The sequence below is a fragment of the Pseudomonas sp. B23(2017) genome, assembly GCF_002113725.1.
In the GTDB taxonomy this organism is placed as follows: Bacteria; Pseudomonadota; Gammaproteobacteria; order Pseudomonadales; family Pseudomonadaceae; genus Aquipseudomonas; species Aquipseudomonas putida_Z.
The window spans coordinates 107,521-120,158 of sequence record NZ_NEJM01000005.1; the positions used below are offsets into that span (position 1 = coordinate 107,521).

At 66.0% G+C, this 12,638-nt stretch carries 9 protein-coding genes; 6 read left to right on the forward strand and 3 right to left on the reverse strand.

Going from position 1 to position 12,638, the window contains the following annotated elements:
- The first annotated feature begins 9 nt into the window (after positions 1-9).
- The 3 genes from CAG46_RS10690 (at position 10) to CAG46_RS10700 (ending at position 4,564) form a co-directional block, all read left to right on the forward strand.
- Complete coding sequence (locus CAG46_RS10690) at positions 10-993, forward strand: SCO family protein (protein ID WP_085615673.1); 984 nt, start codon at positions 10-12, stop codon at positions 991-993.
- An 81-nt stretch (positions 994-1,074) separates the two neighbouring features.
- Positions 1,075-3,399 (forward strand): bifunctional diguanylate cyclase/phosphodiesterase, encoded by a 2,325-nt coding sequence (locus CAG46_RS10695; protein ID WP_085615671.1) that lies wholly within the window; start codon positions 1,075-1,077, stop codon positions 3,397-3,399.
- 214 nt (positions 3,400-3,613) lie between these two features.
- Entirely contained in the window at positions 3,614-4,564 is a 951-nt protein-coding gene (locus tag CAG46_RS10700; protein ID WP_075045195.1) for a site-specific integrase, read from the forward strand.
- Here CAG46_RS10700 and CAG46_RS10705 read toward each other — a convergent pair.
- On the reverse strand, positions 4,554-5,471 hold the full coding sequence (locus tag CAG46_RS10705) for an SMP-30/gluconolactonase/LRE family protein (RefSeq protein WP_256575078.1): 918 nt from the start codon (positions 5,469-5,471) through the stop codon (positions 4,554-4,556). The two genes, CAG46_RS10700 and CAG46_RS10705, sit on opposite strands and share 11 nt — an antisense overlap.
- Before the next feature lie 206 nt (positions 5,472-5,677).
- Here CAG46_RS10705 and CAG46_RS10710 point away from each other — a divergent pair, with 206 nt between their 5' ends.
- Positions 5,678-6,619, forward strand: coding sequence for a LysR substrate-binding domain-containing protein (locus tag CAG46_RS10710; protein ID WP_085615668.1), 942 nt, complete (start codon positions 5,678-5,680; stop codon positions 6,617-6,619).
- A 302-nt stretch (positions 6,620-6,921) separates the two neighbouring features.
- Here the strand turns inward: CAG46_RS10710 and CAG46_RS10715 are convergent, their stop codons facing one another.
- Together CAG46_RS10715 and CAG46_RS10720 are read right to left on the reverse strand one after the other, a co-directional pair.
- Positions 6,922-8,082 carry a glycerate kinase gene (locus tag CAG46_RS10715; protein ID WP_085615666.1) on the reverse strand — a complete coding sequence of 387 codons (1,161 nt, stop codon included), beginning with the start codon at positions 8,080-8,082 and terminating at the stop codon, positions 6,922-6,924.
- 231 nt (positions 8,083-8,313) lie between these two features.
- The gene (locus tag CAG46_RS10720; protein WP_025339054.1) at positions 8,314-9,411 is read right to left on the reverse strand and encodes a sugar diacid recognition domain-containing protein; all 1,098 of its coding nucleotides are present in this window, start codon (positions 9,409-9,411) and stop codon (positions 8,314-8,316) included.
- Positions 9,412-9,574: 163 nt separating this feature from the next.
- Here CAG46_RS10720 and CAG46_RS10725 point away from each other — a divergent pair, with 163 nt between their 5' ends.
- Together CAG46_RS10725 and CAG46_RS10730 are read left to right on the forward strand one after the other, a co-directional pair.
- Complete coding sequence (locus CAG46_RS10725) at positions 9,575-10,903, forward strand: MFS transporter (protein WP_085615664.1); 1,329 nt, start codon at positions 9,575-9,577, stop codon at positions 10,901-10,903.
- A gap of 197 nt (positions 10,904-11,100) precedes the next feature.
- Complete coding sequence (locus tag CAG46_RS10730; RefSeq protein WP_085615662.1) at positions 11,101-12,621, forward strand: FAD-dependent oxidoreductase; 1,521 nt, start codon at positions 11,101-11,103, stop codon at positions 12,619-12,621.
- Positions 12,622-12,638 lie beyond the last annotated feature (17 nt).

Below are 12,638 nucleotides of genomic sequence, written 5' to 3' on the forward strand. Positions count from 1 at the left end.
GACCGCATCATGTCCGGCTCATGGCGTTTCCTGCTGGTGCTCTCGCTGTTCGCCGCCAGCATCCCGTTCTGGCCGCTGCAACCGCAGCAACCCGTGGCCGAGGAAGCTGCAACGCCCTGGGGTGCCGACTACTTCCCCAACATCCCGCTGCTCACCCAGGACGGTGAAAAAGTGCATTTCTTCGACGACCTGATCAAGGACAAGGTGGTCGCCATCAACTTCATCTTCACCGGCTGCTCCGATTCCTGCCCGGTGGAAACCGCCCGCCTGCGCCAGGTGCAGAAAATCCTCGGTGACCGGGTCGGCAAGGACATCTTCCTCTACTCCATCAGCATCGACCCCTACAACGACACCCCCGCCACCCTCAAGCGCTACGCCGAAAAGTTCGGTATCGGCCCCGGCTGGACGCTGCTCACCGGCGAGCCAGCCGATATCGAACAATTGCGCCGCAGCCTGGGCCTGTACATCGATGGCCTGGAAAACGGCCGCTCAAAAGACCACAACCTCAGCCTGATCATCGGCAACCAGGCCACCGGCCGCTGGATGAAAGCCTCGCCCTTCGAAAGCCCGTACATCCTCGCCGACCGCCTGGGCAACAGCCTGCACAACTGGAAACAGGCCAGCGCCATGGCCAACGACTACGCGCAGGCTCCCGAGGTGCGCGCCCCCAGCAGTGGCGAGCAGCTGTTCCGTACCCGTTGCTCGTCCTGCCACACCCTGGGCAACGCCGAGCCAGGGCAGCCCGGCATCGGCCCCGACCTGCTGGGCGTGACCCGCCAGCGTGATGCCAGCTGGCTGACCCGCTGGCTGAAGGAGCCCGACCTGATGCTGGCCCAGAAAGACCCCTTGGCCATGCTGCTGTACGAACAGTACAACCGCGTGGCCATGCCCAACATGCGCCTGGGCGATACCGAAGTCAGCGCGCTGATGAGCTACATGGAGGAAGAAACCGCGCGCCTGCAGACGCCGCTGGCCGATAAGGGAAATCCTTAAAGGCAATTAGCCATCAGTCATTAGGCTGTCATCTTACTGTCGTATTTTTCGACCATCACCCAGGGTCGGGAACTATCAGCAGTGATTCGCCGTTCGCTTTCATCCGCCAGCCTTCTGCGGCTGCTGATCCTGATGCTCTGTGCAGCCACCCTCGCCTTTCTCTGGGGGCTGCACGTTTCGCAGAAGGCCGCCGCCCGCCAGGACGCGCTGTCGGCCAAGGCCGCCGAGCACTTGAACCTGGCCAGTATCGTCGGCGAAAGCCTGCGCCAGCTGGTGGATCGTGCCCAGGCCGTGGGCCGGGTCACCCAGGACGACATGAAGGTGCTGCGCCAGGGCAGCGCCAGCCTGGCGCGAATGCTTGCCGAAGACCCGGTCTTCAAGCGCATGAGCCTGTACGACCGGCAAGGCCGGCTGTTGTCGGCCAGCCATGCCGACGAGGCCGCCGAGCTGCCCGAAGACTGGTTGCGCCAGCTGCAGCGGCACGTTGCCCGCTACGGTTTCAAACCGTTCCTGCCCAGCGTGCAGCCCCCCGGCCAACCGGCCACCCTGCCCAACTGGCACCTGCCCTTCCTGCTGCCGCTGACCAACCTGCCCGGCCGCGAAATCGACAATATCCTGGTGGTGCAGCTGGACATCGGCTACCTGGCGGTGCTGCTACAGCACATCGACCTGGGCAGCAGCGGGCTGGTGCGCCTGCTGCAGGATGACGGCCTGGAGCGGTTGCGCATCGATAGCAGCGGCGTGGTGGCGGCCGGCGACGCCCTGCTGCCCGGGCTGCCGGACAGCGGCAGTGAAGCAGGCATGCTGACCCAGTACGCGGCCGGCGACCCGTACCAGAGCCTGTACCGGCGCCTGCCCGAGCGGGGTTTCAGCGTGGTGGTCAGCCAGCGCCAGGACGAAATCCTCGCGCCTTCGACGCTGGCCTATTCCCGGCAGTTCTGGCTGAACCTGAGCATGACCCTGATGATCCTCGCCAGCCTGCTGTGGACCTTGCGCCTGTTGCGCAAGCGCCAGGAGGCCTTCAACGCGCTGGAACAGGCCCAGCAGGTCAACCAGCAGTTGATCGGCCGCCTCGAGGACGAACACCGGCGCAGCAGCCATGCCGCGGCTACCGACCACCTCAGCGGCCTGCACAACCGGCGCCAGTTCGTCGAGGTGGCCAGCCAGGCGCTGACCCGGCAACGCGGCAAGCGCCGGCTGATGGCGATCCTGTTCATCGACATGGACCGTTTCAAGTCGATCAACGACTCGCTCGGGCACAAGATCGGCGACCTGCTGCTGCAGGCCGTGGCCGGGCGTATCCAGCGTCTGCTGGAGCCAGGCGACGAGGCTTCGCGCTTTGGTGGCGACGAGTTCGTGGTGCTGCTGGCCGGCGAGCGCAGCGAGGAACAGATCAATGCCTGGGTCCGCGTACTGGTGCAGAAGCTGTCGGCCACCTACGCGCTGGACGGCCAGGAGGTCAACACCAGCCCCAGCGTGGGCGTGAGCATCTGCCCGCGCGATGGCCAGGACATCGACAGCCTGATCCGCAGTGCCGATGCCGCGATGTACTCGGCCAAGCAGGCCGGGCGCGCCCAGTACCGTTTCTTCGACCCGTCGCTGAACCTGGCCGACATCCACGCCTTCACCCTCGAACAGGCCTTCGGCAGCGCCCTGGCCGAGCGCCAGTTCGTGCTGCACTACCAGCCACAGATCCGCCTCGACACCCAGCAGGTGCTGGGCTACGAAGCGCTGGTGCGTTGGGACCACCCCGAGTTCGGCCTGCTGTACCCGGACCGGTTCATTGACCTTGCCGAGCGCAGCGGCTTCATTGTCGAACTGGGCTGGGAGGTGCTGCGCCTGGCCTGCGAGGCCTTGTCGGGTTGGGACGCCCAGGGCCGCGAGACGCGGCTGGCGGTCAATGTATCCGCCCTGCAGCTGCGCCAGGCGGACTTCGCTGCACGGCTATTGAGCAAACTGCAGCAGTACGCCATCGCCCCGCAGCGGCTGGAGCTGGAAATCACCGAAACCACCATCCTCGACCCCGAAGGCACGGCGGTGGCGCACCTGCACACCCTGCGCGACGCTGGCCTGGGCATCAGCCTGGACGATTTCGGCCGCGGCTACGCCGGCTTCGCCCACCTGCACTCGCTGCCGCTGAGCAAACTGAAGATCGACCGCTCGCTGATTGCGCCGCTGTCCAACAGCCACGACGACAGCCCGATCGTGTCGTCCACCATCATCCTTGCCAAACGCCTGGGCCTGGAAGTGGTGGCCGAAGGCGTGGAAACCCGCGAACAAGTGGTGTGCCTGAAGCTTGCCGGCTGCGATATCGCCCAGGGCTACCACTTCAGCCGGCCGCTGTCGCCGGCGCAGTTGCGTGACTACCCGCTCTTCAACGGTGTCGAGGACAAGGCCTGCGTGTAACGCAAGCCAGATCGGGGCTGCTTCGCAGCCCATCGCGACACAAGGCCGCTCCCACAGGTGCAGCGCTGGACCTGCAGGCAGCGCAACCCTGTGGGAGCGGCCTTGTGTCGCGAAAGGGGCGCAAAGCGCCCCCGACAATCCCGCCAGCATCGCAGCCAGGACAGGCAACCCATTTCGGTTTATCGTGTGCCCATCATCCACTCGCCCCCGCACCATGACAGACATCGAGCGCTACCTCCGCGCCGCCACCCGTGACAACACCCGGCGCAGCTACCAGGCCGCCATCGAGCATTTCGAAACCCACTGGGGCGGTTTTCTGCCGGCCACGGCCGAGAGCATCGCCCGCTACCTGGCCGATCACGCCGACCAGCATGCCGTCAGCACCCTGCGCCAGCGCCTGGCGGCGCTCAGCCAATGGCACGTCGCCCAAGGTTTCCCCGACCCGACCAAGGCGCCGCTGGTGCGCCAGGTGCTACGCGGCATCCGCACCTTGCACCCGACCCCGCCCAGGCAGGCCGCGCCGCTGTTGCTGCAGCACCTGCAAAGCGCAGTGGAATGTTTCGAAGAAGAAGCCCGCCAGGCCCGGGAACAGCATGACCTGGCCACCCTGCGCCGGGCGCGTCGCGACGCTGCGCTGCTGTTGCTGGGTTTCTGGCGCGGTTTTCGGGGTGATGAACTGGCACGCCTGCGCGTGGAGCATATCCAGGCCGAGGCCGGTGTCGGCATCACCCTGTTCCTGCCGCGCAGCAAGGGCGACCGCGAGGCCCTGGGCGTACAACACCGCACCCCGGCCCTCAAGGCCTTGTGCCCGGTGACGGCCTACCTGCAATGGCTGGAAGTCGCCGGCATCGCCCATGGGCCGGTGTTCCGCAAGCTCGACCGCTGGGGCAACCTCGGCGACACCGCGCTCAACAGCAACAGCCTGGTCGGCCTGCTGCGGCGCATGCTGGAACGCGCCGGGGTACCGGCGGCGCTGTATACCGGCCACTCGCTGCGCCGTGGCTTCGCTACCTGGGCCACGGCCAACGGTTGGGAGTTGAAGGCGCTGATGAGCTATGTGGGCTGGAAAGACGCCAAGTCGGCATTGCGCTACATCGACGCGGCGCAGCGCTTTGGCGAACTGGCCGTGCTACCGGCCAGCCAGGCGCAAAAGCTCATTCCTTGAAGGTGTGCCGGGCGATGCCGCCAATTTCCGGGCTGATGGCATACAGGTCGCCAGCGTCGGGGTAATGGTGCAGGTCTTCGGCACTCATGCCGAAGCGCGCGGTACTGATGAACAAGGTGTTCATCCCCGCTCCGCCAAAGCAGCAACTGGTGGGGCACGGCACTGGCATCAGCACCTGGTCGGTCAGGTGGCCGTTGCTGTCATAGCGCAGCAGGCAACTGCCATGGTACTGGCACACCCACAGGCCGCCTTCGCGGTCCAGCGCAAGGCCGTCCGGGCGCCCCAGTTCGGCAGGGGTTTCGGCAAACAGGGTGACCGCACCAAGCCGGCCTTCGGCCAGGTAGCTGGCGCGGTAGATCGAGCGCGCCGCCGAATCGACGAAGTACACCGTGTGGCCGTCCTGCGACCAAGCCAGGCCGGTGGGCAACGCCATGTCGTCGTGGATCACCTGGTCACTCAACTGCCCGTCAAAGCGGAACAGCGCCCCAGTGTTGCCACTCAGGGCATCGTCCATCAGCCCGGTTACGAAGCGGCCCTGCGGGTCGCAGGCGCCGTCGTTGAAACGGTAGGTCGACCGTGGGTGAACCGAGACCGAATGCCGGCGTACCTTGCGCAGCGGCACGTCGAAGATGGCCACGCAGGCATCCTCGGTGAAAATCAGGTTGCCCTGGTCGGTCAACGCCAACGCGCCGATGCGTGCCGCGGATTCGTACAGGCATTCGGCTTCGCCATCGGTTGTCAGGCGGTTGATCCGCCCGCCAGAGATATCGACGAAGTACAACGCGCCGCTGCATTCATCCCAGACCAGGCTTTCGCCCAGGTCGGCGCGGGTGTTGGCGACGTTGACTGGCACATGGCTGCATGCCTTGAGGCGGTCACGCAGTTCGCCCACCTCCGCCAGCGTCATGGAACAGGCCAGTCCCAGGCCCTGTGCGGCATCGGTGAAGACCGCAACGTTGTCGTGGAAAGGCTCTGTGACGGGCATTTGCTGGCTACCTTCGATTCTCCTTTCTACGATAACAACAAAAAAATCAATGACTTAATATTAAAAGCATGTAACTTTGATATCTCATGGATATCACCGCCGGTTCACCGGGCCCGAAGGACCGCAGGATGATCGAAACACGTTTGCTTCGGCAGTTCGTTGCCGTGGCCGAAGAGCTGCACTTTCACAAGGCCGCCGAGCGCCTGCACATGGCGCAACCACCGCTGAGCCAGGCGATTGGCCGCCTCGAGGACAAGCTCGGTTTCAGCCTGTTCCTGCGCAACAAGCGCGGGGTGCGGCTGACTGCAGCGGGCACGGCCTTCCTCGACACCGCCTACCGCACGCTGGCCGAGCTGGAACAGGGCATCGAGTATGCGCGCAATGTGTCCGCCGGCATCTGCGGCAAACTGGACATCACCGCCATTTCCATCGCTTATTACGAGTCGCTGCTCACCACCTTGCGCTGCTTTCGCGAGGCGTACCCGAACGTGCAGCTGACCATCCGCGAGATGCCATCGGCCTCGCAGGCCAAGGCCCTGCTGGCCGGTGAGGCGGATATCGGCTTCATGCGCAGGTTGCCGTTGCCGGCAGGCACCCTAGAGTCACGTTTGCTGCTCGACGAGCAAATCGTCATGGCCCTGCCCGCCCGCCACGCCAAAGCACAGGAAGGGGCGGTAGACCTGCGCGAGTTCGCCGATGAGGATTTCGTCTTCACCCCGCAAGCCCTGGGCAGCGGCTACCACGCGCAGTTGACGGCGCTGTGCGAGGCGGCGGGTTTCTACCCCAGGGTGGTGCAGGAAGCGGCACAGGTCCACACCCTGCTCGGCCTGGTGGCCTGTGGTTTTGGCGTAGCCCTGGTGCCGGCATCGTTCATCGGCTCCATACCGCGCGAGCGCGTGCAGTTCCGAGCAATCCTGCCAATCGACGACCAGCCCACCCCGGGCCTGGGCTTGTACATGAAATGGAACGCCCGGAATGCTTCACCGGCGCTGGCCAACTTCATTGCCATGTTCGAGAACCTGGGCGGGGCTGGGCATCAGGGGGCACTGTCCAGGAACAGCGCCACATAACCCCCTCTCATAGAACGGCACATGACTCATTGAATTAGCAGGGGCCCTGTGGGAGCTGCTGGTCACTGTCTTCGGTATGGATACGATCGCGTTCACACCTGTCCTTCTTGTGTCGCCTGTACTGGCCTCTTCGCGGGTAAACCCGCTCCCACAGGATCACCGCAAAGGCTGAATCCGTGCAGTCCCTGTGGGAGCGGCTTTAGCCGCGAACACCGGCGCAGCCGGTGCCATGCACCGCGTTGAGTTCTTCGCGGCTAAAGCCGCTCCCACAGGGTACGCGGACCGCTTGCGAATACAGTTCTCTACGCGACAGCACAGCCCAAGGGACTCTGCGTTGCGCAGCGCCACAGCCGCCCGATATCACAAGCCCGCGCCCGCAGAAGCCCAGCTGCATTGGCACATGCCTGCTCCAGGCTCATCGGCCCGCTGGCCAGGGCAAAGGCAGCATCGACACCATGGGCATACAGCTGCTGGTAACCTTCACCCAAGGTACCGGCCAACACCACCACCGGCACCCCGTGGCGTTTGGCAACCCGGGCCACGCCCATCGGTGTCTTGCCACGCAAGGTCTGGGCGTCGAAGCGCCCTTCGCCGGTCACCACCAGGGCCGCGCCCTGCACCAAGGCATCCAGGCCGGCCAGTTCGGCCACCACTTCCACCCCTGGGCGGAACTGCGCGCCCATGAAAGCACGCGCGGCGAACCCCATGCCGCCGGCAGCGCCACAGCCAGGGTAGTCCCGCACATCCTCACCCAGCAGCTGCGCACAATGGTCGGCAAAATGCCCCAGGGCCTGGTCCAGCGCCTGCACCTGCTGTGGGTTGGCGCCCTTCTGCGGGCCGAAGATCGCCGAGGCGCCATTGGCGCCACACAGCGGGTTGTCGACGTCTGCTGCGACTTCGAACTGCACCTCGGCCAGGCGCGGGTCGAGGTCGCTGGCATCGATGCGGGCCAGCTTGGCCAAGGCCAGGCCGCCCTCTTCCAGCGCTTGCCCATCGGCGTCCAGCAGGCGCAGGCCCAGCGCCCGCAACATGCCGCTGCCCGCGTCGTTGGTGGCGCTGCCGCCGATGGCCAGCACTACCCGTTGCGCGCCGGCGGCCAGAGCAGCGGCAATCAGCTCGCCGGTGCCCCAGGTGCTGCTGCGGCAGGCATCGCGCTGGCCTGGCGGCACCAGCTGCAGGCCACTGGCCTGGGCCATTTCGATGATCGCCGTGCGGCTTTGCGGCAGCCAGCCCCAGCCCGCCTCCACGCTTTGCCCCAGCGGCCCGCGCACGGTCTGACGACGCAGTTCGCCGTGGCTGGCGGCGAGAATCGCATCCATGGTGCCTTCGCCACCGTCGGCCATCGGGCACTCGACCAGCTCGGCCTCCGGCCAGGCCTCGCCCAGGCCCGCCGCAATGGCGCGGGCGACACCGGCAGCGTCGAGGCTGTCCTTGAACGAGTCGGGGGCAATGACGATCTTCATGGGGTTTCTCCTGTCCTGATGAGCGGCATGCTGACAGGTGGCTGCCAAGGAGGCCTCGGTCAAATGCACAAAACGCCGGGCGGGTTGTTTGGGCAGATGCATTTCGCCTGTTTCGCCTGTACTAGCCCTATCGCCGGCAAGCCAGCTCCCACAGGTTCAACACAGGCCTGAGAGCAGCATGCATCCTGTGGGAGCTGGCTTGCCGGCGATAGGGCCGGTGCAGGCAGCCCTTCAGTCGGCAGGCAGCAGCTGCAACCCCAGGTAGAGGCTAAGCATCCCTTCCATGCGCAGCGGGTCGACCTCGCCCAGCTCGGCAATCCGCTCCAGGCGGTAGCGCAGGCTGTTGCGGTGGATGCCCAGGGCATCGGCACAGGCCTGGCTCTGGCCGTCATGGGCACACCAGGCGCGCAGGGTGGTGAGCAACTGCCCGCTGCTGTCCTTGCTGCGAATACGCTGCAACGGCTCCAGCAATTCATCCAGCGCATCATCGTTGCGGTGCCGCCACAGCAATGCCGGCAACCGGTAGCGTTGCAGGCTGAGCAGGCGCTCGCCGGGCAGTACCTCGCGCCCATAGGCCAGCAGGTCGCGCACCCGGCGATAACCCCGGCGCAGTTGCTCCAGGCTTTGCGCGGCACTGCCCAGGGCCAGCCGCTCCACTTCCCAGCCATGGCGCTGCAGGCGTTCCAGCAGGCGAGGTTCGTCCAGCACCACGCCTGCCGGGCGACACCACAACAACGACTGGCGGGCCGGGCTTACGCACCAACTGTCCGGGTAGCGGCTCATCAACCATGCCGCCAGGGTTTCGGCGGCTGGCCCCGAGGCCAGTTCGAACAGGCACGGTACCCGTGGCAACTGGGGTTTCAGGCCCAGTTGCCGGGCCTCGTCGAGCAACCGCGGAGAATCGCCGCTGCCGCCCAGCAGCAGGGCCAGCAAATCGTCACAGCGCTGCCGTCGCCATTGCTGGTCGGCCTGCAAATGGCGCTGGGCCAGCAGCATTTCGGCGGTCATGCGCACCAGTTCACCATAGGTACGCACTTGCTGCGGGTCACCGGTCAGGCCGAGTACGCCCATCAATCGGCCATCCAGCATCAGCGGCAGGTTCACCCCGGGCTGCACGCCCTTCAGGCATTTGGCCGCGTCGGTATCCAGCTCGACGATGCGGCCGTTGGCCAGCACCAGTTGCGCGCCCTCGTGGCGGGTGTTGATACGCTCCGGTTCGCCACTGCCAAGGATCAACCCCTGGCTGTCCATGACATTGACGTTGCATGGCAGAATGGCCATCGCGCGGTCAACGATATCCTGCGCCAGGTCATGGTCGAGTTCGAACATTGAACGGTCCTTTGGGTGTCAGGGTTTTGGGCTCGGGCACAGCAGCCCGGTGCAAGTGCTGTGCAAAAGCACAAAGACAGGCACGCCGCAGTCCCCGAGACTCGTCAGGGCGAGCGCCGGAACAGGCGACGCGGCGACAACCATAACAACAGAGAACCCGATCATGGCATACAGCCCCGCCCCTGACCAAGGCACGGACACCAACCGCAACGCGCTGTACCGGCGCATCACCCTGCGGCTGATTCCGTTCATTTTCATCTGCTACCTGTTCAACTACCTGGACCGCGTCAACGTCGGCTTTGCCAAGCTGCAGATGCTCGACGCCCTGAAGTTCAGCGAAACGGTGTACGGCCTTGGCGCCGGCATCTTCTTCATCGGCTACGTGCTCTGCGGCCTGCCGAGCAACCTGGCACTCAACCGCTTCGGCCCGCGGCGCTGGATCGCGCTGATGATGATCGCCTGGGGCAGCCTCTCCACCTGCCTGCTGTTCGTCACCACGCCCACCGAGTTCTACGCCCTGCGCCTGCTGACCGGCGCCGCCGAAGCCGGCTTCTTCCCGGGCGTGGTGCTGTACCTTTCGCGCTGGTTCCCGGCGGCCCGCCGCGGTCGCATCATGGCCCTGTTCATGTCGGCGATTCCGGTTTCGGGCCTGCTCGGCGGGCCGTTCTCCGGCTGGATCCTCCAACACTTCGCCGCCGGCCAGCACGGCCTGGCCGGCTGGCAATGGATGTTCCTGATCCAGGGCCTGCCGACCGTTGCCCTGGGTGTACTGGCGGTGTTCCTGCTCAGTGACGGCTACCAGAAAGCTGCCTGGCTGAGCCCGGCCGAACGCCAGCTGATCGCCGCCGACCTCGAGGCCGATGCCGCCAGCAAGCCGAGCACCACCGGCGACGGCGTGCTCGCCGTGCTGACCAACCCGCTGATCTGGACGTTCGGCTTTGTCTACTTCTGCATCCAGAGCGGTGTGTACGCGATCAACTTCTGGCTGCCGTCGATCATCAAGAACATGGGCTTCGACAACCCGCTGCTGATCGGCTGGCTCAGCGCCATCCCGTACCTGCTGGCCGGCGTGTTCATGATCCTGTGCGGGCGTTCGGCCGACCTGCGCAACGAGCGCCGCTGGCATCTTGTGGTGCCGATGCTGATGGGCGCCATCGGCCTGCTGATAGCGGTGAACTTCGCCGGCAACCCGGCCATCGCCATCCTCGGCCTGTCGATCGCCACCATGGGCGCGCTCACCGGCCTGCCGATGTTCTGGCCGATGCCCACCGCGCTGCTCAGCGCCGGCGCGGCTGTCGCGGGCCTGGCGATCATCAACTCGGTGGGCCAGATGGCCGGTTTCCTCAGCCCGTACCTGGTCGGTTTCATCAAGGACCAGACCGGCTCGACCGATGCCGCGCTGTATTCGCTGGCGGCGTTGATCGTGCTGGGTAGCCTGGTGGCCTTGCGGGTTACCCGGGCCGGTGCGCTGAGTACCGCAAGGGCCAATTGAGGCATTCGCGGGTAAACCCGCTCCCACAGGATCACCACCAACTTGAAGATTGTGGGATCCATGTGGGAGCGGGTTCACCCGCGAAGAGGCCCGCCCAGACCACACACAATCCCCACCCTCCACCGATCGTCAGCTCAACGCATCCCCTCCCCAGCCCAGGCGTCAAATGGTTCCAAAGGTCCCTTTGGAGAACCCCCATGACCCAGCACGCCGTGGCCCGCCTGGCCCAACTCGACGAACACCGCCCCCTGCGCGTCCAGGCCGGCAGCGAGGAGATCATCCTCATCCGCCAGGGCGACCAGGTGCACGCCTATCAGGGCAACTGCCCCCACGAAGGCGCGCCACTCAATGAAGGCGTGGTGTGCGGCGGGCTGCTGGTGTGCCCCTGGCACAAGGCCGCGTTCGCCGTGGATGAGGGCGCGGTCTGCGAGCCGCCGGCCCTGGCCGACCTGCGACGCTACAAAACCTGGGTCAAGGGCGACGAGGTCTGGGTCGACGACCAACCCCTGCCCAGAACCGAACCGCCCCGCCACAGCGACGCCCGCTGTTTCGTGGTGGTCGGCGCCGGTGCTGCGGGCAGCGCCGCAGTCGCCACCCTGCTGGCCCATGGCTTTGCCGGCCGCCTGGTCTGGGTCGATCAGGAGCGCCAGCCAGCCTACGATCGTACTTCCCTCAGCAAATTCGTGATCGCCGGGCAGATGCCGCCCGATGAGGTGCCGGCCCTGCTCGACGCCGACGCCCTGCGCAAGGGCCAGCTGGAGCGCAAGCATGGCAAGGTGCGCACCCTGAACACCCAGAAACGCCAGATCACCCTGGCCGACGGCCAGCAGATCGACTATGACGCCTGTCTGCTGGCCACCGGCGGCAAGGCGCTGCGGCCCGATATCCCGGGTGTCGACCTGCCCGGGGTATTCACCCTGCGCTCACGGGAAGATGCCGCGCACCTGCTGGACGCTGCCGAGCCCGGCCAGCCGGCAGTGATCGTCGGCGACGGTTTCATCGGCCTTGAGGCCGCCTCGGCCTTGCGCAAGTACGGCGTGCAGGTGCACCTGGTCACCCGCCATGAGGTCCCCCTGGCCCGGCAGCTGGGCGAGCGCATCGGCCGTAGCATCCGCGAGTTGCACGAACGCAAGGGGGTCACCTTCCACGGCCCCACCGAGGTCGAGCGGATCGAGGGCCAGGGCAAGGTCGAGGCCGTGCTGCTGGCCAACGGTGAACGGCTACAGACGCCATTGGTGCTGCTGGGCACCGGGGTCAGACCGGCGACCGCTTTCATCCAGGGGGTGCTGCTGACCGAGGACAAGTCGGTGCAAGTCGACGCTGAAATGCGCGCTGCAGATGGCCTGTGGGCAGCAGGGGATATCGCCACCTTCCCGCTCAGCGGGCGCCCAGTGCGTATCGAACACTGGCGCCTGGCCCAGCAACATGGGGTGATCGCCGCCGCCAACATGCTCGGCGAGCAGCGCCGCTATGCCGACGTGCCGTTCTTCTGGACCTACCAGCACGGCCGCACCTACGAAGTACTGGGCCACGCGCGGGACTGGAACCGCATCGAGTTCGTCGGCGAGCCGGAAAAAGGCGACTTCATCGCCTTGCAATGCGTGGATGAGCGGGTCGAGGCGGTCATCGCCAAGGGCTATTCCGATGCCATGGCGACACTGTCGCAACGCCTGAAGCGCCCGTTGACCTTGCAGGAGGCCTTGGCGCTGATCGGTTGAGGCTGCCTTTCATTGCG